The 20,767-nt window shown below is 65.9% G+C and carries 18 protein-coding genes; 9 read left to right on the top strand and 9 right to left on the bottom strand.

Annotation, left to right across the window (positions count from 1 at the left end; genetic code table 11):
• Positions 1-206 precede the first annotated feature (206 nt).
• From ACQP1T_RS07925 to bluB, 6 genes are all read left to right on the top strand, one after another.
• Entirely contained in the window at positions 207-1,619 is a 1,413-nt protein-coding gene (locus tag ACQP1T_RS07925; protein ID WP_433759297.1) for a WS/DGAT/MGAT family O-acyltransferase, read from the top strand.
• A gap of 7 nt (positions 1,620-1,626) precedes the next feature.
• Positions 1,627-2,184: a DUF6912 family protein gene (locus tag ACQP1T_RS07920; RefSeq protein ID WP_433762071.1), complete on the top strand. Its 558-nt coding sequence runs from the start codon at positions 1,627-1,629 to the stop codon at positions 2,182-2,184.
• 95 nt (positions 2,185-2,279) lie between these two features.
• Positions 2,280-3,437 carry a ferredoxin reductase gene (locus tag ACQP1T_RS07915; protein WP_433759296.1) on the top strand — a complete coding sequence of 386 codons (1,158 nt, stop codon included), beginning with the start codon at positions 2,280-2,282 and terminating at the stop codon, positions 3,435-3,437.
• A gap of 74 nt (positions 3,438-3,511) precedes the next feature.
• Entirely contained in the window at positions 3,512-4,927 is a 1,416-nt protein-coding gene (locus ACQP1T_RS07910) for a fatty acid desaturase family protein (RefSeq protein ID WP_433759295.1), read from the top strand.
• A 99-nt stretch (positions 4,928-5,026) separates the two neighbouring features.
• The gene (locus tag ACQP1T_RS07905) at positions 5,027-6,274 is read left to right on the top strand and encodes a fatty acid desaturase family protein (RefSeq protein WP_433759294.1); all 1,248 of its coding nucleotides are present in this window, start codon (positions 5,027-5,029) and stop codon (positions 6,272-6,274) included.
• Between the two features lie 154 nt (positions 6,275-6,428).
• Complete coding sequence (gene bluB / locus ACQP1T_RS07900; protein WP_433762069.1) at positions 6,429-7,124, top strand: 5,6-dimethylbenzimidazole synthase; 696 nt, start codon at positions 6,429-6,431, stop codon at positions 7,122-7,124.
• A gap of 128 nt (positions 7,125-7,252) precedes the next feature.
• Here bluB and ACQP1T_RS07895 read toward each other — a convergent pair whose 3' ends face one another.
• On the bottom strand, positions 7,253-8,545 hold the full coding sequence (locus tag ACQP1T_RS07895; protein WP_433759293.1) for an acetyl-CoA C-acyltransferase: 1,293 nt from the start codon (positions 8,543-8,545) through the stop codon (positions 7,253-7,255).
• A 400-nt stretch (positions 8,546-8,945) separates the two neighbouring features.
• Between ACQP1T_RS07895 and ACQP1T_RS07890 the strand changes: the two genes are divergently transcribed.
• The 3 genes from ACQP1T_RS07890 to ACQP1T_RS07880 all read left to right on the top strand — a co-directional run bounded on the left by ACQP1T_RS07890 (position 8,946) and on the right by ACQP1T_RS07880 (position 10,764).
• A complete protein-coding gene (locus ACQP1T_RS07890) occupies positions 8,946-9,650 on the top strand; it encodes a helix-turn-helix domain-containing protein (RefSeq protein ID WP_433759292.1) in 705 nt (234 codons plus the stop codon).
• A 12-nt stretch (positions 9,651-9,662) separates the two neighbouring features.
• Positions 9,663-10,085 (top strand): hypothetical protein, encoded by a 423-nt coding sequence (locus ACQP1T_RS07885; RefSeq protein WP_433759291.1) that lies wholly within the window; start codon positions 9,663-9,665, stop codon positions 10,083-10,085.
• Between the two features lie 79 nt (positions 10,086-10,164).
• A complete protein-coding gene (locus ACQP1T_RS07880) occupies positions 10,165-10,764 on the top strand; it encodes a hypothetical protein (RefSeq protein WP_433759290.1) in 600 nt (199 codons plus the stop codon).
• Between the two features lie 105 nt (positions 10,765-10,869).
• Here the strand turns inward: ACQP1T_RS07880 and hpf are convergent, their stop codons facing one another.
• The 8 genes from hpf to ACQP1T_RS07840 all read right to left on the bottom strand — a co-directional run bounded on the left by hpf (position 10,870) and on the right by ACQP1T_RS07840 (position 20,672).
• On the bottom strand, positions 10,870-11,571 hold the full coding sequence (gene hpf / locus ACQP1T_RS07875) for a ribosome hibernation-promoting factor, HPF/YfiA family (RefSeq protein WP_433762067.1): 702 nt from the start codon (positions 11,569-11,571) through the stop codon (positions 10,870-10,872).
• A 245-nt stretch (positions 11,572-11,816) separates the two neighbouring features.
• Positions 11,817-12,461 (bottom strand): ComF family protein, encoded by a 645-nt coding sequence (locus ACQP1T_RS07870; protein ID WP_433759289.1) that lies wholly within the window; start codon positions 12,459-12,461, stop codon positions 11,817-11,819.
• A gap of 73 nt (positions 12,462-12,534) precedes the next feature.
• A complete protein-coding gene (gene lpqB, locus ACQP1T_RS07865) occupies positions 12,535-14,352 on the bottom strand; it encodes an MtrAB system accessory lipoprotein LpqB (RefSeq protein ID WP_433759288.1) in 1,818 nt (605 codons plus the stop codon).
• 2 nt (positions 14,353-14,354) lie between these two features.
• The gene (mtrB, locus tag ACQP1T_RS07860; RefSeq protein ID WP_433759287.1) at positions 14,355-16,334 is read right to left on the bottom strand and encodes an MtrAB system histidine kinase MtrB; all 1,980 of its coding nucleotides are present in this window, start codon (positions 16,332-16,334) and stop codon (positions 14,355-14,357) included.
• A gap of 73 nt (positions 16,335-16,407) precedes the next feature.
• The gene (gene mtrA, locus ACQP1T_RS07855) at positions 16,408-17,085 is read right to left on the bottom strand and encodes an MtrAB system response regulator MtrA (protein ID WP_062984230.1); all 678 of its coding nucleotides are present in this window, start codon (positions 17,083-17,085) and stop codon (positions 16,408-16,410) included.
• A 78-nt stretch (positions 17,086-17,163) separates the two neighbouring features.
• The gene (locus tag ACQP1T_RS07850) at positions 17,164-17,811 is read right to left on the bottom strand and encodes a dTMP kinase (protein WP_433759286.1); all 648 of its coding nucleotides are present in this window, start codon (positions 17,809-17,811) and stop codon (positions 17,164-17,166) included.
• 101 nt (positions 17,812-17,912) lie between these two features.
• On the bottom strand, positions 17,913-19,397 hold the full coding sequence (ahcY, locus tag ACQP1T_RS07845) for an adenosylhomocysteinase (RefSeq protein WP_433759285.1): 1,485 nt from the start codon (positions 19,395-19,397) through the stop codon (positions 17,913-17,915).
• Between the two features lie 69 nt (positions 19,398-19,466).
• Positions 19,467-20,672, bottom strand: a complete 1,206-nt coding sequence (locus tag ACQP1T_RS07840; protein WP_433762065.1) for an alkane 1-monooxygenase — start codon at positions 20,670-20,672, stop codon at positions 19,467-19,469.
• Positions 20,673-20,767 lie beyond the last annotated feature (95 nt).

Raw genomic sequence — 20,767 nt, 5'->3', positions numbered from 1 at the left:
CGTGATACGGCACCCCGATTAATGTGAGCGAATCGAGTTCCTCCGGTCTCGAACAACGCAGCCTTCCACGGAACCGCGGCGTGGGTAAAGGGATGCGCGAATATCGCTGGATATGCCACAGGGGGCAGAACGAACCGTTGTGGGCGACCACAATGGGCGGTGAGAAGGCTCGGGTGGGAGCCACATCGGAAGGAGCACCGGGCAGCGTGATCACGAGATTGACGCCGCAGGACGCGTCGTTCTATCGGCTCGAGTCGAGCAGCAATCCGATCCATATCGGCTCTCTCGCGATCGTCCGAGGTAGCGACTCCGCACAGGGGGAAACGGCACTGGACTACGACGGACTGGTCGAGCTGGTGGAGAGCCGGCTTTCCCTGGTCCCCCGCTATCGCAGGAAGGTGCGCGAAATCCCGTTCGCGCTCGGCCGCCCGGTCTGGGTGGAGGACAGCCATTTCGATATCACCTATCACATCCGCCGCTCCGCACTGCCCGCTCCGGGCACCGACTGCCAGCTGCACGATCTGGTGGCCCGGCTGGCGTCGCGACCGCTCGATCAGAGCCGCCCGCTGTGGGAGATGTATTTGATCGAAGGCCTGGCGGAGGGCAGGTCCGCGATCTTCACCAAAACCCATTCGGCGCTCGTCGACGGGGATACCGCACTCGAGATCGGGCACGTCATCCTCGATGTCAGCGCGTCACCGCGCGGTACCGCCGACGACGCCTGGGTGGCCCCGCGCGAACCCAACGAAATGGAACTGATGATCGGGGCGCTCGCCCACCTGGCCGCGCAGCCGCGCGAGGCGCTGGAAGTGGTCCGTGACGCGAGCGCGCAAGCGTTCTCCGTGGTCGAGGCCGCGGGCAAGGCAGTGGATTCGATGGTTTCGGCCGTGCGCGCGGCCGCCGCCGGCGCACCGGACAGCCCGCTCAACGCCAAAACCTCGCGCAATCGCCGCTTCGATGTGGTGCGCACGGATCTGGAGGACTACCGCAAGATCCGCAAGCGGTTCGGATGCTCGATCAACGATACGATCCTGGCCGTCGTCACCGGGGCGCTGCGCAATTGGCTGCTCTCGCGCGGTGAGGCGCTCACCGAATCGACCGTGCTGCGCGCGGTTGTGCCCATGTCGGTCTATGTCGAAGGCATCGACGACCAGCTGAAACCGGCCAGCGAGGTCTCCTCGTTCCTGATCGATCTGCCGGTCGGCGAACCGAATCCGGTGATGCGCCTTTCGCACATCTCCCATGCCACCGAGGCCAATAGCAAGCATCGCCGGGGCGTGCGGGCACGCACCCTGGTGCACCTGGCCGGTTTCGCTCCGGCGAGCCTGCATGCGATGAGTGTGCGGGCGGCGAGTACGTTCGCAGAGCACACGTTCAATCTGGTGATCACCAACGCACCGGGTCCGCAGACCCCGATGTACATCGGCGGCGCGCGGATGCTGGAGATGTATCCGGTGTCGCCGCTGCTGCGCAACCAGGCCTCGAGCATCGGGATCACGTCCTATGACGGACGCGTCTTCTACGGACTCAACGCCGACCGCGACGCGATGGCCGATATCGGCGTGCTGGCCGCGTCGGTGCACGAGTCCATGGAGGAGATGCTCGGTGCCTGCGTCTGAGAACACCATGCGGGTCTATATCCCCGCCACCGTGCCGATGCTGCGTGAGCTCGTCGCGAACCGGGAACTGCGCCCGGTCGGCGGTACCGCCTTCGCGGTCACGCCGACCCTGCGCGAGGCCTACGCCTCCGGGGACGACGACGAATTGGCCGAGGTGGCGATGGCCGAGGCCGCGCGGGCCGCGCTGCGCCTGCTGGCCGCCGAGCGCGAGGAGGCCACCGAGGTGGCCGACGACGAGGACACCGACGGCGATGACCCCGCCACCACCTACCACAGCCCGGTCTATCGTCGCGCGGTCATCGCCGCTGATGTGACCGGCGCGAAGCTGCGCCCCGACCTCGACGACGCGGTGGTCCGATTGGCCGGACCGATCGGCTATGACCGGATCGCCTCGGTGCACGTCGACTTGGCCGAGGCCGAACCCGAGGTGGCCAAGGCGGTCGATGTGGTCGATGCCGCCGACCTCGGCGACGCCGATGCCGAATTCGTGCTCGGTGATGCCGAGGACCATCAGCTGGCCTGGTACGCGGCCCAGGAACTGCCGTTCCTGCTCGAATTGCTGTGACCACCAACCTGCGCATCCCGTACTAACCTACGATGCCGTAACCTGGCTGCGAGGCGGCCTCACCGGCCGCGACGACAGGGAGACGAACGGCGGCAATGGTCTTGAAAAAAGCGGCACTCTCGGTGCGCACGGTCCGGGAGTGGCTCGAGGCTCCGGCGGCAGAGGTCGCCGAACGCGGTGGACGGCTGAACGTACTGCGCGGCGCCGTCGCGCGCGTCACCACGCCACTGCTGCCCGACGACTATCTGCACCTGGCGAATCCGCTGTGGTCGGCGCGTGAGCTGCGCGGCCGAATTGTCGAGGTGCGCAAGGAAACCGCCGATTCGGCCACCCTGGTCATCAAGCCGGGCTGGGGCTTCGACTGGAAATACGAGCCGGGTCAGTACATCGGCATCGGCATTCTGGTCGACGGCCGCTGGCACTGGCGCTCGTACTCGCTGACCTGCCCGCCGAATTGGACCGATCCGGAACACCGCGGCAAGCGCCTGATCTCCATCGCGGTCAAGGCGATGCCCGAGGGCTTCCTGTCCAGCCACCTTGTCAGCGGGGTCGCCGCGGGCACCGTCGTCCGGTTGGCCGCGCCGCAGGGCGGTTTCGTGCTGCCGTCGCCGCCGCCGCAGAAGGTGTTGTTCCTCACCGCGGGCAGCGGTATCACCCCGGTCATGGCCATGCTGCGCGCGCTGGATCGCCGCGACGTGGTCACCGATGTGGTGCACGTGCACTCCGCGCGCACCCGCGACGATGTGATGTTCGGCGCCGAACTGCGCGATCTGCACGATCGCCACCCCAGCTTCTCCTCGCATCTGCACCTCACCGATGAGCAGGGCCGGTTCTCCCTGACGACACTGGACGAACATTTCCCGGATTGGCATGAGCGCCAGACCTGGGCCTGCGGTCCGGCCGCCATGCTGGACGAGATCGAACAGCACTGGCGTGCGGCGGGCATCGGCGACCGGCTGCATGTCGAGCGCTTCGAGATCGAGCGCTCCGCCGTCGGCGAGGGCGGCACCGTGACATTCGGCAAGACCGGGCGCACTGTCGAGGTCGACGGCGCGACCAGCCTGCTGGAGGCAGGCGAATCCGCCGGTGTGCAGATGCCGTTCGGCTGCCGGATGGGCATCTGCCAAACCTGTGTCGTCACACTGGCTTCCGGACATACGCGCGATTTGCGCAATGGTGATGAGCGCCGTGAGGGCGACAAGGTGCAGACCTGCATCTCGGCCGCTGCGGGTGACTGCACCCTCGACGTCTGAGACACTCGCAGCCAACCCATCGGGGGGATCCGACAGGTACCCTCGAGGTACATCCAGTCAGGGAAAGGACCCCGGTGGCCATCACCGATATCAAGGCGTTCGCACATCTCACGGCGGCCGACATCGAAACACTGGGGCAGGAACTCGATTCCATCCGACGCTCCGTCGAGCTGTCTCGCGGCGAGCGCGATGCCAAGTACATCCGGCGCACGATCGCGGCGCAGCGCGGCCTGGAAGTGCTCGCGCGCGGCGTGCTGTTCGGCAGCCGCAATCGGTGGGCTTGGCTGGCCGGGACGGCACTGCTCTCGGTCGCCAAGATCATCGAGAACATGGAGCTCGGGCACAACATCAGCCACGGGCAGTGGGACTGGATGAACGATCCGGAAATCCACTCCAGCACCTGGGAGTGGGATATGACCGGCCCCTCGGCGCAGTGGCGGCGGGCGCACAACTATTCGCACCACACCTACACCAATGTGCTCGGCAAGGATGAGGACCTCGGCTTCGGCATCCTGCGGATGACCCGCGACGAGCAGTGGCGGCCGATCCATCTGATCCAGCCGCTGGCCAATATCCTGCTCGCGGCCACCTTCGAATGGGGTATCGCGCTGCACGACTGGGACATCGAGAAGGAACTCGCCGGCACGCCGCCCAAACAGCTGATGTCGGAGCCGAACAAGGAGTTCGGTCGCAAGATCGGCCGTCAGGTGGCCAAGGATTTCCTGATCTACCCCGCGCTCACCGGACCAGCGTTCAAATCGACGCTGAAGGCGAACGCGACCGCCAATCTGGTGCGCAACCTGTGGGCCTACGCGGTGATCTTCTGCGGCCACTTCCCCGACGGCGCCGAGAAATTCACCATCGAACAGCTCGAGGGCGAGACCAGTGGCGAATGGTATCTGCGCCAGATGCTGGGCAGCGCCAACTTCAAGGCCGGGCCCGCCATGGCCTTCATGAGCGGCAACCTCTGCTACCAGATCGAACATCACCTGTTCCCCGACCTGCCGAGCAACCGGTATCCGGAAATCGCCGAGCGGGTCCGCGAACTGTGCGACAAGTACGACCTGCCCTACACCACCGGTTCGCTCGGCAGGCAGTACCTGCTGGCCTTCCGGACCATCCACAAGCTCGCACTGCCGGACCGCTTCCTCAAGCGCACCGCCGATGACGCACCGGAGACCTCCTCGGAGCGCAAGTTCGCCGGCGTCTCACTGCCCGCCATGCCGTCGATGCCGAATGCCGAGCGCTGGGCGGACAAGTGGAACGAGACGCACTGGCTGCCCGTCGACCCCGAAACCGGTAAGCGTCGCGGCCTGCGTTCGGCGCTCAACGAGGCCAAGGTGGTGTTGCGGGAAAAAGCTCGGCACGAGAAGGAAGTGCTGCGCGAGGCCAAACTGGCGCTGCAGGACAAGGCACGTCAGGAGAAGGCGACACTGCAGCGAAAGGCCATGCGCGAGCGGGCGATCCGGCGCATCCGACGCCGTCGATGAACTAGCATCCCGCGGTCACATTCGCAATGCGGGATTTGCCACAGCTCGGAGACGCCGCTCGCAACCTACGGTCTCGTAACTTACGGTACTGTAGCCGCCATGGCGATCTCCGATGTCAAGGAATACGCGCACCTCACCGAGGCCGATGTCGAGGCGCTCGGTGCGGAGTTCGACGCGATTCGGCGCGATATCGAGTCCACGCGCGGCGCTCGGGACGCGCGGTATATCCGCAACGTCATCCGCCTGCAGCGTGCGCTCGAGATCAGCGGCCGCGCGGTGCTGTTCGCCAGTTTCCTGCCGCCCGCCTGGTTCGCCGGTGTGGCCCTGCTCAGCACGGCCAAGATCATCGAGAATATGGAGATCGGGCACAACGTCATGCACGGGCAGTGGGACTGGATGAACGATCCGGAAGTCCACTCCAGCACCTGGGAATGGGATAACACCGGCCCTTCCAAGCACTGGAAGCAGACGCACAACTATCTGCACCACAAGTACACCAATGTGCTCGGCATGGACGACGACATCGGCTACGGCCTGCTGCGCGTCACCCGGGATCAGCGGTGGAAGCCGTTCAATATCGGCAATCCGGTCTACAACCTGGTGCTGCAGCTGTTCTTCGAATACGGCGTCGCGATCCAGCATCTGGAGCTTGGCAAGGTGCACCGGTTGAAGGAGGGCTCGCCGGAGCGGGCCGCATTCGAGCTCAAGCGCCGCGAGGTGCTGGCCAAGATCGGCAAGCAGGTCGGCAAGGATTATCTGCTGTTCCCGCTGCTCACCGGTCCCGCCTTCTTCTCGACCCTCACGGCGAACCTGACCGCCAATATCATCCGCAATGTCTGGACCAACGCGGTCATCTTCTGCGGCCACTTCCCCGACGGCGCGGAGAAATTCACCAAGGCCGATATCGACGGCGAATCCAAGGGCCAGTGGTACCTGCGCCAGATGCTGGGCAGCGCCAATATCTCCGGCGGTCCGGTCATGCACTTCATGACCGGCAACCTGAGCCACCAGATCGAACACCACCTGTTCCCGGATCTGCCGAGCAACCGCTACGCCGATATCGCGGTGCGGGTGCGTGCCCTGGCCGAGAAGTACGACCTGCCCTACACCACCGGCTCGCTTCCGGTGCAGTACTTCAAGGCCTGGCGCACCATCCTGAAGCTGGCACTGCCGAACAAGTACCTGCGCGCGACCCCCGACGACGCCCCCGAGACCGCCTCGGAGCGCAAATTCGAGGGCCCCACCATGCCGAGCTTCGACCCGGTGACCGGTAAGCGTCGCGGGCTGCGCACCGCGCTGAAGGATGGCCGCCGCCGGTTCGCTCGTCGGGCCGTGGCCGTCGGCTGACGCGAGTTCGGTCGCTGTCCCGGGACGGGATTTCCTTCGCGGCGGCCACGATCGCTCCGGCTCGAATGTCGTCGAAGGCGCCCACGGAACCCCGTGGGCGCCTTCGCCTTTCGATGGGCATATCGAATCCGGACGCAGCGCGCTGGCAATACGCATGGGCCTCGGCGGGAGCGCCGGTTGCGGCTGGTTGACTGAGGGCGTGTGTGCTGAAGATCTGAGCGTTTACGACGCCATCCGGATGCGGCGGGATGTACGGGCCGAGTTCACCGGTGACCTCGTCGATGATGCGACGCTCTGGCGGATACTCGACGCCGCACACCGCGCGCCCAGCGTCGGCAATTCACAGCCGTGGGACTTCGTGGTGGTCCGCGAGAACGCGACGCTGCGGAAATTCGCGGACCATGTCGCGCAGAAGCGGATCGAGTTCCGGGACGCACTGCCGCCGGAGCGGGCGGCGACCTTCGACCCGATCAAGATCGAGGGTATTACCGAGAGCGGCACCGGCATCGTGGTCACCTACGACCACGACCGCGGCGGCCCGCAGGTCCTCGGCCGCGCCACCGTCCCCGAAACCGGCATCTACTCGGCGGTGCTCGCCATCCAGAACCTCTGGCTGGCCGCCACCGCCGAGCACATCGGCGTCGGCTGGGTCTCCTTCTACGACCCCGAATTCCTGACCGACCTGGTCGGCCTACCGGACAACATTCGCCCCGTCGCCTGGCTGTGCATCGGCCCAGTGCACGAATTCCAACACGTACCCGACCTCGAACGCCTCGGCTGGCGCACCGGCCGCCCCCTAACCGAAGCCGTCCACCAAGAAAACTATTCCCCCGCCTCTCCGCGCCTTTAGGCCATACAAGTCAGGTGCCGCGCAGGTTGCGTTCAGGTCCTGCGTCGAGTGCCAACTAAGTTTGGGCGTTCCCGACGAGTTACCCGTGTACGCACGAAATCAGTTGTCACTGATCGCGCACGCGGTGATCAGACGCGCTCCAGTACCGCCGATGCGCCGATGCCGCCTGCGGCGCAGATGCCGAGCAGGGCGGCGTTCTTTCCGGTGCGGGCCAACTCGTTGGCCATGGTGGTGACCATGCGTGCGCCGGTCGCGCCGAACGGATGCCCGAGGGAAACCGAACCGCCGTGCACATTGAGCTTGTCCATATCGACCTCGCCGACCGCGGTATCGCGATCGAGGCGAGTCTTGGCCCATTCGTCGCTGTTCAGCGCGGCGAGCACCGACAGCGTCTGGGCCGCGAAGGCCTCGTGGATATCGACGAAATCGACATCGCCGAGCGACATTCCGGCCTTGTCGAGGGCGCGCGGCATGGAGATGGCCGGACCGATCAGCACCTGATCGGTCGGATCGACGCTGACGTAGCTCCAGGACCGGAAGGCGGCCAGCGGACGATAGCCGAGGGCGTGCGCCCGCTCCTCGCTCATCAGCAGCACCGCGGACGCGCCGTCGGTGAGCGGGCTGGCATTGCCCGCGGTCACGCTGCCGTCGCTGGCGAAGACCGGCTTCAGCTTCGCCAACTTCTCGACACTGGTATTCGCGCGCACAAGTCCGTCGCGCGTGACATCCGCACCGTCCGGGGTGCGTACCCGCAGCACCTCGTCGTCGAAGCGGCCCGAGTCGATGGCCGCGGCGGCCCGGTGGTGTGAGCGCGCCGCGAATTCGTCCTGATCCGCGCGGCTTATCCCGTGGATGCGGGCCATCTTCTCGGCCGACTCCCCCATCACCTCACCGGTGGTGCGTTCGGCGATTTTCGGTCGGCTCGGCAGCAGATCGGTGAAGGGCGCGAGCTGGCGCGCCGCCGCGAGATAGTCCTTCGGCTTCGGCTTGCCCAGCGCCAGCGGCGCACCGGCATGCACCAGCTTCTGCGGCAGCTTCACCTCGGCATTGCTGGTGGAATCGCTGCCACCGGCGATCATGATGTCGTATTCGCCGCGCTCGATCGCAGCCACCGCCGAGGTGATCGCCTGAAGTCCGGAGGCGCACGCGCGCGTCACCGTGTAGCCCTCACACCCGGGGTCTAGACCGAGATCCAGAGCGATCTCCCGCGCGATATTCGGCGCGGCACTCGGCAGAATCACACCACCCCACACGATCGCCTGCACCTGCGCACCGGGCAGGCCGGTCCGCTCCAGCAACCCACGAACCGCGGCATCGGCCAGCGCGATCGAATCCATCCGGGTGTATTCGCTGAACGCCTTGACGAACGGCGTCCGCGCACCGGAAACGATGACGGCACGGCGAGCAACACTGGTAGCCATGGGATTTTTCCTCCTCGAGAGATCTAACCCACAAACTTACTCGAAAGTAAGTTCGAGGTCCAGACCCGACGGACCCGGCTCAGCGATCCCCTCCATCGCCGCTGAGCCGGGCATTCTCCACCGACCCAATGTGCCCTGATTTCGCAAGCACATCGGTAACTCATCCGGCAGAGCCCGGCACTCAACCGCCACCCGCGACGACGCTGTCGGGGCACCCGCGGCAAAGGCCCGGGAGGCGGACGAGCAGCGCCTGCCCCGGCGAACGCCCCTGCTCGTCCCGGAACCCGCAAGGTCGACACCGCTCGGCGCGAAGAAACAGTAGCAATCTTTTCATTAGTTTTTCAAATCTTTTCTATAAAGTTGTCTTTTCTACCAAAAGCGCTCTAGCATGAGGCTCACTATGCAAAGCCCTTCGGAGCTGTCGCGACATAAGCGCTTCGGCCGAATCATCAAGGAGCGCCGGGACGAACTCGGCCTCACCCAGATGCAGATCGGCGATCTGGGAGGGCCCTCGGCGCCGACGATCCGCAAGATCGAAGATGGCGATGCGACCATCAGCACGCACACCCTGAACAAACTCGACGCGCCGCTGCGCTGGCTGCCCGGCAGTGCGGCGCGCACTTATGCGGGCGGCGATCCGACCGCGCACGAGGTCGCGACGTACACCCCGCGCACCGACGAGTCGATCGTCTCCGGACCCGATTCGATCCGCTTCGAACTCTCCGACCTGACCGGACTGCTCGCCGCCGCCGGTCGGCTCAACGATGCGGTCGAGCGCGGCAGGACCACCGAACCCCATGTGGTGGCGGCCATCTCGGAGCTCAACGGCGTCGTCTCGCGGCTGTCCGCGCGCTACGCCACCGAAATGCTGGAACGCAACGGCGGACCCGGCAAAACCCTGCACCCCTTGGTCGCGATGGCGTTCTCACATCTGCTCGATGTGCCCGCCGAATCCAGCGATCCCGCCGACCTGGAGGAACGCCGCTATCGCCGCTGGCTGGCCGGACGCGCGGAGGATGTGGACGCCGGTACCGAGGGCCGGTTCCGAGCACGCTGGCTGGCAGCCAATCCTGATGCGGCATCGATTCGAAACGGCAAGCAGTAGAGGGCAGTACAGATGACCGACGATGCGATGAATCGAGCGCGACTCACGCTCAGCCACAAGGTGAATCGACTATTCGCGACCGTGCACCCGCGCTCGGAACCCGAGCGCACGACGGCCGCGGTGGCCGAACAGGTCGGCGCGCAATTGGGCCGCACCGTCCCGGAGGACCAGCTCGACCGGCTGCGGCGCGGCGAATTCGATTCCGCGCCGGTCGGATCCGAACTGCTCACCGCCATCGCACAGTGCTTCGGCGTGAGCGCCGACTATCTGACCACCACGGGCGCGGCGGCGGCCGCGATCGATCGGGAACTCGAATTACTGGCCACCATGCGCGACGCCAATGTCGCCAGCATCGCGCTGCGCGGATCCGATGTCGATCTCGCCACGCTGACCGCGCTCATCCACCGCACGGATCAACCGGTCCGGCGACCGTAGGACGGGCAGTTACGGAACACTCGGTAGCATCGTCGGTTGCATGGGGCGGGACCGCAGCGCTGTAGGAGATTGCCGACGAATGCCCGGTATGGAGAACCGGTTCCGGGAAGTATCCCGGGACGTACCGATACCGTCCCCGTGGAATCTGATCGCATACCTCGATGCCGTCGCCGACCATCGCGGTCGCCCCATCACCCTGCAACCGGTCGATACCGCATTGCTCGCGGGCACCGGCTGCGGTACCGGCAGCGGTCTGTGGATTGCCAAGCACGACAGCGACATCATCGTCTACGGCGCCGACACCACCGAATGGCATGCCGAGCACATCATCGTCCACGAACTGGGTCATATGCTGCTCGGCCACGGACCGGAATCGACGACCGAAACCCCCGCGCCACAACCGATGTCGGCCCTCGCGGACCTACTGCCCTCGATCTCCCCGGAGTCCATCGCCCATGTGCTCGGGCGCAGCGATTACGCGAACGCGCGCGAACGCGATGCCGAAACCTTCGCCGACCTCGTCATGCTGCAGACCATGCGCCCGCAGCGCCGAGATTCCTTGCTGCACAGAACCTTCTTCGCCCCAGCCTCCCCGAACCTCAGGCCGGTCGTCGAGCGCCGAGGTGTCGTACCGGACCGGCGGTCGACAGCCTGGCTGCGGTTCGGGCGTGCCCGATGAGTTACCCGGATGCTGACGAAATCAGTTGTCGCGCAGACACAACACAATGCGCTCCGGGCATTCAGCTCATGCGCTGAATGCCCGGAGCACAAGGTCAGCGCTGTACTACGCGAGCCGGATCAGGCCGTAGTCGAATGCGTGGCGACGGTAGACGACCGACGGTCGATCGGTCTCTTTGTCTTGGAAGAGGAAGAAGTCGTGGCCGACCAGCTCCATCTGGTAGAGGGCGTCGTCCACAGACATCGGGGTCGCGGAATGGACCTTGGTACGGACGATATGGCCGGGACCGGCCGCGTAATCCGGCGTCTCCGTTTCGGGCCGACCACGTTCGGCCTCGGGGTGCTCGTGTGCGCTGGCGCCCTCGGCCTGCGCGAACAGTGAGTCATCGATCAGATCGGCGGTCGCCTCCGCCACCGATACCGGGGTCTTGTCCCCGTAGTGGACGCGGCGGCGATCCTTGGTCCGACGCAGTCGGCTCTCCAGCTTCGCGGTCACCGATTCGAGGGCAGCGTAGAAGCTGTCCGCACATGCTTCCGCCCGGACGACCGGGCCCTTACCGCGTGCGGTGATCTCCACGCGTTGACAGGCTTTGCGCTGACGACGATTGCGTTCGTGGAACAACTCCACATCGAAGATGAATATCGACGGATCGAAGCGTTCGACACGGGAGAGTTTCTCCGCGACGTAAATTCGGAAATGGTCGGGAACCTCCACATTGCGGCCCTTCACCACGACATCGCCGCGCGGCGCGCGAGGTCGGTCCGCTGTGGATTGTTCTGTCGCATCCACGGTGCTGTCATCCAGCACCGAGGCCTGTGTTTCTTTCACAGCGAGGGCGTCTTTCACTGAAGGTCGTGAAGAAGTCGTCACGCGTACCTCCCGGATATGGCCGCACAAACCAGCATGCGTGCGGCGGGATGAGCCGTGCCGATAGACAATCTCTCGGCACATGATGTCCGAGGCGCCACCTCCAAACTCCCGGTTCGGGTGTGTGATCGCGACGCTAGTACGTCGACGGGCGGTCCGCCACTGTTCACGCAAATTTCCCGGAGTCAAGCCGAACACGTCACCAACACGGCACGTACCGGCACTGCGATCCGGTCGAGTGCGCGCACCGATTCACGGGCCGTGGCGCCGGTCGTGAGCACATCGTCGACCAGTACGACCTCGGCATTCGCCGGGATTTCCGAGCAGGCTCCGGCACCGGGTCGAGCCATGATCCGACCGCGCAGATTGTGTTGGCGCTCACCGACTGTCAAGCCCACCGAATCGCGCACACCCCACCACACCCGCAACATCGGTATCACCCGGCTATCGGGCAGCCACCGAGCCGCCGCCCGCGTCGTGCGCACCACCGGATCCCCGCCGCGGCGGCGCGCGGCTACCCGCCGACTCGGTGCCGGGATCAATACCAGCGGCCGCCGGTCATCGCGCAGCCGCGCCAGACCGTCGGCAAGCGCCAGTCCCAACGGCTCAGCCAGATCGCGACGCCCGTGCTCCTTCGCCGCGAGCACCACCCGCCGCGCCGGGCCCGCATACGCCGCGAGCGCCCAGCACGGCACGCCCGGATCGGTGCGCGGCCGCACTCTCATCGGCGGCCGCCCCAGCGTCGCGGCACAGTCCGCACACCAGCCCACCCCGACCGCACCACATCCGGCACAGGCGGTGGCCAGGATCAGATCCAACAGGCTTCGCATCGCCCGAGTCTGCGCCCGCCCACCGACAGATTCGCGAATGCCGTTGTCGCGGTACTCGTTTCGGTGCCGACGATCAGCCGGGCAGCACCGGGACCGAGTTGTCGCCGTTCAGGCCGGGCACCTCGCGCCAGAAGCGGTCGGAGGTCTGCTCGCTGTACTGCAGCTGCAGCACCGCGCGCGAATCTCCCACGTACTCGGCTTCCGGAGAGGCACTGACCACCCGAACGGGCGCGGTCAGATTCTGGCTGATCTGCGGCATCGGCTGCGATCCGTCGATCGAGACAGTCGTCAGCGGATCGACATTGCCCTCCCGCGCGATGACGATAGTTTCCGCGGTGAGCCAGCTCAACGACACCGCCCGTGTGCTGAGTGTGAGTGCTAGTTGGACCGGCGAGTTGAGCGCGTACTTGCCGTCCGGACGTCGCTCGACCACGGCCACATACACCTTGCCGTCGGCGATGAGCGCCGCGCGCACACCGGTGCGCGAGATCCGCAACTCGGTGATCGGCAGTCGCAGCGGCGAGCCCTGTGCCGAGGCCATCAGCGCCGAGATATCGACGTCCTGGACCGAGACGTTTCCGGTGGCGCGATCGGTGACCGCACGGATGACCCGTTCGCCATCGATCACCGCCCATGCGGCGGTGCCGTCGGCATTCCAGGACGGTCGGCTGATGGTCGAGCCCTCGGCGACCGGGAAGGCGCTGCCGCCGTAGCTGCCGACCATCAATGTGCGCGGCGGCTCCGGTGGCGGACGCCCGGCGTCGGCGACCGCGGCGACCAATTGACCGTCCGGGGAGAGCCCGACCGACTGCAGATTGTTCACCGCGCCGAAGTAGCCGGGCGGGGTGACCATCCCGCTGTCGGTGACATGCACCAGCGAGCCGTTGCGCAGCGCGTGCAGCCCGATCTGGTTGCGCGCGTAGACAGCTGGGCTCAGCTGTTCGACATCGGCGACCGACCACCCGTTGGCGGCGAAGCGGTCGTCGAACGGTTTGCCGTCGGCGAGCAGCATGTACGGGCCGAGGATTTCCGCGCCAGCGAGGGTGAGCACCACCTGTCCGGCCAACAACTCCTTATCGCGCGGAGACAACCCGGAGGCACCGGCGAAGTCGATGCGCACGCCGCCGAGCCCGACGCCGACATCGTTGTTGTCGTTGTTCGGTTTGGTTATCGGGCCGCGCAAGGTCACCGGTGGTGCGAGCTCATTGCGCACGACCGAGGCGAGCGCGGGCTGGGTCCCCTCGGCCAGCAGACCGAGCAGCCGCTGGGCCAGCTGATTCTTGGCCACCGAAATCCAGCGCAGATCCGGCACGACGGTGGTTCCGGTCGGGTCCACGAAGTACAGGATGTAACGGCGGTAGGACTTGGCGAAGGCGGTCTGCTCCATCACCACGCCGTCGGGCAGCTCATCGATGCGCCATTCACCGTCGACCTTGGACATTTCGATCTTGTTTTCCAAGGGTGCGTCGATGGCCCGGTAGGCGCCGTCGGCGGCCAGTTCGCCGACCTTGTGCGCCCGGATCACATAGGTCGCCTTATCGCCCGAGCGCGATTCGCGCAGGGTATCGGCCCTGTCCACGATCAGCGTGCCCCCCGCGTCGTCCCACTGCGACGACGCCGACTGTGTCATGTACTGCCGTGCGGCCGCATGCCGGTTGGTCGGATCGGCTGTGGCCTGCAGAAAATCGCGCAGCAGCAGGTCCGGGTCGCGACCGCCGATGGGCGGCGGCGGACCGTCGGAGGTGGGCTGGCGATTGATGGTGCCGAGCGCCTGCGGTGCGGAGGATTCCGGCAGGCTCGCGCACCCGGTGAGCACCAACAGCGCGGCCACGGCAGCCGCGCCCAGCGCGGACAGCCGCAGCGTTGTGCGCCTCGGATACCAGCTACGCATCCTCATGACTGTACGTCTCCGCCGTCACCCGGCACGCTGTGCCCGGTCTGCTTCGGTTCGGTGGATTCGGTTTCGTCGGCTTCCGTCCCGGTGCCATTGGCGGGTACGGCTCCGATCGAACCGACGCCGTTCGAGTCGTTCGCATCCGCAGCGTCGATATCCGTCGAATCCGTCACGCCCGGATCGGTTTCGCTCACGCCCGGATCGGTTTCAGTCGGGGCCGATTCGCCACCGTTGGTCTCGACGCGGATCATCGACAGGTCCGTGACCGTCGCTTCGGTTTCCGTCTCGTCCGTGTCCGGACCAACGGCCGGTTCCGGACCGACCTGCGGCGCGGGCAATGCCTTGCGCAGCACCGGTTCCAGCGGCAGCGGGCTCGCGCCCATCTTCTTGCCACGCACCAGCGGCAGGGTGAGCCGGAAGCTCGCGCCGACACCGATCTCGCCCCACGCCTCGAGTTTGCCCTCGTGCAGATTCGCGTCCTCGACGCTGATCGACAGACCGAGCCCGGTGCCGCCGGAGCGCCGCATCCGGGACGGATCCGAGCGCCAGAACCGGTTGAAGACCAACTTCTCCTCACCGGGCCGCAGGCCGACACCCTGATCGCGCACGATGACCGCGACCGCATTGGCATCGACATCGCCGCGCATCCGGATCAGCACCGGCTTGCCCTCGCTGTGGTCGAGCGCATTGGCCAGCAGATTGCGCAGCACCCGCTCCACCCGTCGCGGATCGACCTCGGCGACCAGCGGCTCATCCGGCATATCGATCACCACCTCGACACCGGATTCCTTGGCCAGATGCCGCACGGTGGAGATCGCCGCCCGCGCGCACATCCGCACGTCCAGCGATTCGATCTGCAGTTCGGCAACACCGGCGTCGTGGCGACTGATCTCGAGCAGATCGTTGAGCAGACCCTCGAAGCGGTCGAGTTCGGTGACCAGCAATTCGGAGCTGCGGGCCAGCGCCGGATCGAGATCGTCGCTGCTGCCGTGGATCAGATCCGCCGCCATCCGGACGGTGGTCAACGGGGTGCGCAGCTCATGGCTGACATCGGAAGTGAAGCGGCGCTGCAGATTTCCGAACTCCGCCAACTCGTTGATCTGATTGGACAGACTTTCGGCCATCTCGTTGAAGGCCTGGGCCAGCCGCGCCATATCGTCCTCGCCGCGCACCAGCATGCGTTCCTTGAGCCTGCCGTCGGCGAAGCGGCCCGCGATCCGCGCGGCCGAGCGGATCGGCAGCACCACCTGCCGGGTGACCAGTGCGGTGATCGCGGCCAACAGCACCAGCAGCACGATGCCACCGATCATCATGGTGCCGCGCATCAGCGACAGGCTGCGCTCCTCATTGGCCAGCGGGAAGATCAGGTAGATCTGCAGCGTCGGGATCTCCGCGCTCGGGCTGCCGACAATCAGCGCCCGGCCGTGGTAGCCGTCCGGATCCGCGACCGTGGCGAACTGGTAGCTGACCTGGTTGCGCGCGACAAAGCGGCGCAGCTCCTCGGGCACCTCCTGGATCGGCCCGGTCGAGATCTGCTGCTGCGGCGTACCGCCGACAATGCTCAGCGCCGAATCGAAACTGCCTGCCACACCGGTGGATTGACCGGTCCCGCCGCGGTTGGACAGCGCATTGCGGGCATCGATCAGACGCTGCTGCTGGGTGCCGATATCGTGCACACCGGCCAGCTGGCTCTCCACCGTGTTGCGGGCGCGATCCATCTCCTCGACCGCGCCGTTGATCTTCGCGTCGATCAATCGATCGGTGATCTGACTGGTCAGCACCACGCCGAGGATCGTGATGACGATCAGCGACAGGGTGAGTGTGGACACGATGACGCGCAACTGCAGCGAACGCCGCCAAACATGGCCGAGGGCGCTGCCGACCTCCTTGAGCCAAGCGACCACCGGCGCGAGGGATCGTTCGAGACGCTGCACCAATCCGGGCGAGGCGGTCGAACGATCCGCATCGCCACCGATCACGGCTTCGCCTCGCTGGCGCTCGGCTGCGCCGTTCTCGCGAACGCTGTGTCTTTGGTTCGCTCGCTGCGCTCGCTCACGGCGGTCCGGCCTTGTAACCCACACCGCGCACGGTCAGTACGATCTCCGGATTCTCCGGATCCTTCTCGACCTTCGCGCGCAACCGCTGCACGTGCACGTTCACCAGGCGGGTGTCGGCCGCGTGCCGGTAGCCCCAGACCTGCTCGAGCAGTACTTCACGGGTGAAGACCTGGCGCGGCTTGCGGGCCAGCGCGACGAGCAGATCGAACTCCAGCGGCGTCAACGAGATCTGCGCACCGCCGCGAGTCACCTTGTGCGCGGGCACATCGATGACGATATCGGCGATGGAGAGCAGCTCGGCGGGCTCTTCCTCGGTGCGCCGCAGGCGGGCACGCACCCGGGCGACGAGTTCCTTCGGCTTGAAGGGCTTGACGATGTAATCGTCGGCACCGGACTCCAGACCGAGCACGACGTCGACCGTATCGGTCTTCGCCGTGAGCATCACGATCGGAACTCCGGAGTCGGCCCGCAGCACCCGGCACACGTCGATACCGTTCATGCCCGGCAGCATCAGGTCGAGCAGCACCAGATCGGGACGAATCTCCCGAACCGCCGCCAGCGCCTGCGTGCCGTCGCCGACCACATGCGGGTCGAACCCTTCCCCGCGCAAGACGATCGTCAGCATCTCAGCGAGTGCCATATCGTCGTCGACGACCAGAATCTTCGGCTTCATAAGTACTATGTTGTCATCTCTCGCGCTCGGAACGGGCCGCCACGCCAACACTGGTGCAATCCCGCCGCACATCCAACCTTATCCGGCAACAATTTCGACCAAACGAGTAGTGAGCGTCGCCGGATCGTCACCGGATCGGTATCTCGACCACGGCCCGTACCAGTCCCGTTCGGCCAGCTCACGGTACACCTCGCCGGTGCGGTGCTGTAGTCCGCCGTCACGCTCGTAGGCATCGAGGGCACGACTGTCGTCGAGTTCGCCACGCAGCCGGGCACGCTCGGCCGCGACCTCGGTCGGCACGTCCAGCAACAGCTGCAGCGTCGGCACCGGCAACTCGAATCGGCCGAACTCCAATTCGCCCACCCAGCGCACGATTTCGCCGTCGGCCGACTGATGCAGGCGCGCAGCCGAATACGCGGCATTCGAGGCCACGTAGCGGTCCAGGATCACGATGTCGTTGTCGGCCAACAACTTCGACAGGTCATCGCGGGCCGCCGCCCGATCGAGCGCGAACATCAGCGCCATGCCGTGTACCGAATCGGCGAGATCGCCATGGGCGCCGCGCAATGCCTCGGCCGCGAGATCCGCGTGGACGGACTGGTCATAACGTGGAAACGCAAGTGTTTGCGCGCGCAGACCCCGCGCGCGCAGGTCCGCGACAACGCTGTCGATCAGCGTCCGCTTCCCTGCGCCGTCGAGGCCCTCGACCGCAATCAACACGCCCATGGCGAGCAGGCTACCGCCAGGCTACGACATAGAACGACAGCGCCCCGCCGACCGGGCTCGGTCGGCGGGGCACAGGCCTTTTCGGCGCTACCGGCCACGGCTCAGTAGCGGTAGTGGTCGGGCTTGTAGGGGCCCTCGACGTCGACGCCGATGTACTCGGCCTGATCCTTGGTGAGCTTGGTCAGCGTGCCACCGAGCGCCTCGACGTGGATACGCGCGACCTTCTCGTCCAGATGCTTGGGCAGGCGGTAGACCTCGTTGTCGTACTCCTCCGGCTTGGTCCACAGTTCGATCTGCGCGATCACCTGATTGGAGAAGCTGTTCGACATCACGAACGACGGATGTCCGGTCGCATTGCCGAGATTCAGCAACCGTCCCTCGGACAGCACGATGATGGCCTTGCCGGACTCTTTGAACGTCCACAGGTCGACCTGCGGCTTGATATTCAATTTCGTTGCGCCGGAACGCTCCAGCGCCGCCATATCGATCTCGTTGTCGAAGTGACCGATATTGCCGAGGATGGCCTGGTCCTTCATCGCCTTCATGTGATCGAGGGTGATGATGTCCTTGTTGCCGGTCGAGGTGATGACGATATCGGCCTGGCCGATCGCCTGCTCCACGGTGACGACGTCGTAGCCGTCCATCAGCGCCTGCAACGCGTTGATCGGATCGATCTCGGTGACCTGCACCCGGGCGCCCTGTCCCGCAAGCGATTCCGCGCAGCCCTTGCCGACGTCGCCGTAGCCGCAGATCAGCACCTTCTTGCCGCCGATCAAAACGTCGGTGCCCCGGTTGATTCCGTCGATGAGCGAGTGCCGGGTGCCGTATTTGTTGTCGAACTTGGACTTGGTGACCGAGTCGTTGACATTGATCGCCGGGAACACCAGCTCACCCGCCGCCGCGAACTGGTAGAGCCGCAGCACGCCGGTGGTGGTCTCCTCGGTGACGCCCTGCACCGACGCGGCGATCTTGCCCCACTTGGTCTTATCGGTTTCGAAGCGCTCGCGCAGCAGGTTCAGGAAGACCTTGTACTCGGCCGAGTGATCCTCGTCCTCCGGCGGCACCAGGCCCGCCTTCTCGAACTGCGCGCCGCGCAGCACCAGCATGGTGGCGTCACCGCCGTCGTCGAGGATCATATTGGCCGGTTCGCCCGGCCAGGTCAGCATCTGCTCGGCGGCCCACCAGTACTCCTCCAGGGTCTCGCCCTTCCAGGCGAAGACCGGGGTGCCCTTGGGCTCGTCCACGGTGCCGTGCGGTCCGACGACGACCGCCGCGGCCGCGTGGTCCTGGGTGGAGAAGATGTTGCAGGAGGCCCAGCGGACCTCGGCGCCCAGCGCGGTCAGCGTCTCGATCAGCACGGCGGTCTGGATGGTCATGTGCAGCGACCCGGAGATGCGCGCACCCTTCAGCGGCAGCACCTCCGCGTACTCGCGGCGCAGCGCCATCAGACCGGGCATCTCGTGCTCGGCGAGGCGGATCTCCTTGCGACCGAATTCGGCCAGCGACAGGTCCGCCACCTTGTAATCGATGCCGTTGCGGACATCGGCGATCAGGGACGTGCGTGCGGGAAGTTCTGAGGTCGTCATCTGCCTCTATCAGCCTCTCCTGGTTCGTCAGTACCGGGTCAAGGCTAGCCGCTGGGCGCCCCCGCCGGACTACGCGGTCACGCCATAGGACATCAGGATCCGACGGCGCTTACGCGGCTGGATATTCGCGAGGGTGATGTCGCCGCCGTAATGGGCCAGTACGCGGTGATCCATGATGTGTCGCCACAGCGGCGGGATGGCCGCGAACACGATCATGGACAGGTATCCGGCGGGCAGTTGCGGCGCCTGCATCGAACTGCGCAGGGTCTGATACCGGCGGCCCGGATTCGCGTGGTGGTCGCTGTGCCGCTGCAGATGGAACAGGAAGATGTTGGTGACCAGATGGTCGCTGTTCCAGCTGTCGCGTGGCGAGCAGCGCACATAGAGGCCATTGGGTCGGCGGGACCGCAGCAGTCCGTAGTGCTCGATGTAGTTCACCGTCTCCAGCAGCACGACGCCGATCACCGCCTGCAGCGCCAGATACGGCAGCACGCGCCAGCCGAAGATCGACAGCAGCGTGCCGAACAGCACCACGCTCATCGCCCACGCCTGCAGGATGTGGTTGTCCAGGCTCAACCAGCGCTTGCCCTTGCGGGTAAGGCGCTCGCGTTCGAGTCGGACGGCGGAGCGGTATCCGCCGGAAATGCTGCGCGGCAAGAACTCCCAGAGCGATTCGCCCAACCTGGCGCTGGCCGGATCCTCCGGCGTCGCCACCCGCGCGTGATGGCCGCGGTTGTGCTCGACGAAGAAGTGGCCGTATCCGGACTGCGCCAGCGAAAGCTTGGCCAACCAGCGCTCCAGATGTTCGACCCGATGCCCGAGTTCATGCGCCGCATTGATGCCGATACCGCTGACGAACCCGAGAGTCATTGCCAGCCCGAGCTTGTCGACCACGGCCAGCTCGTCGCCCGCCCACATGACGGCGGCGATGACCAGGCCGACCAACTGGACCGGTAGGAACAGATAGGTGCACCACCGGTAGTACCGATCGTTGGACAGCCGCTCGTAATCCTCGTCGCGCGGATTGCTGCCGTCCACGCCGACCACCCAGTCCAGCACCGGGATGACGATCAACACGATGATCGGCCCGATCCACCAGAAGACCGGGGAGCCGGTATGCAAGACCAGCTGCGACGGCAACAACGCGATCGCAGGAGCGATCAGGCCCAGAACCCACAGATGGCGTTTGGGGTCGGGCGACCCCGCCGGTTTGCCAACCGTTTGCACGTTTGCCCCGCTAAATAAGTACCCTAACTCCGACGCATGACAATACATACAGACCTTACGTCTGTTACACAGCAGCTCGGTGCCGAAAGATGTCAACCGTTACATGCACGGCAGTTGGTTTTCAAGCACCTTCAGATGTGCTC

The sequence above is a fragment of the Nocardia sp. CA-135398 genome, from assembly GCF_050955845.1.
Taxonomy (GTDB): Bacteria; Actinomycetota; Actinomycetes; order Mycobacteriales; family Mycobacteriaceae; genus Nocardia.
Note: the sequence above shows the minus strand (reverse complement) of the source record. Positions and strands in the feature narration are given on the sequence as shown.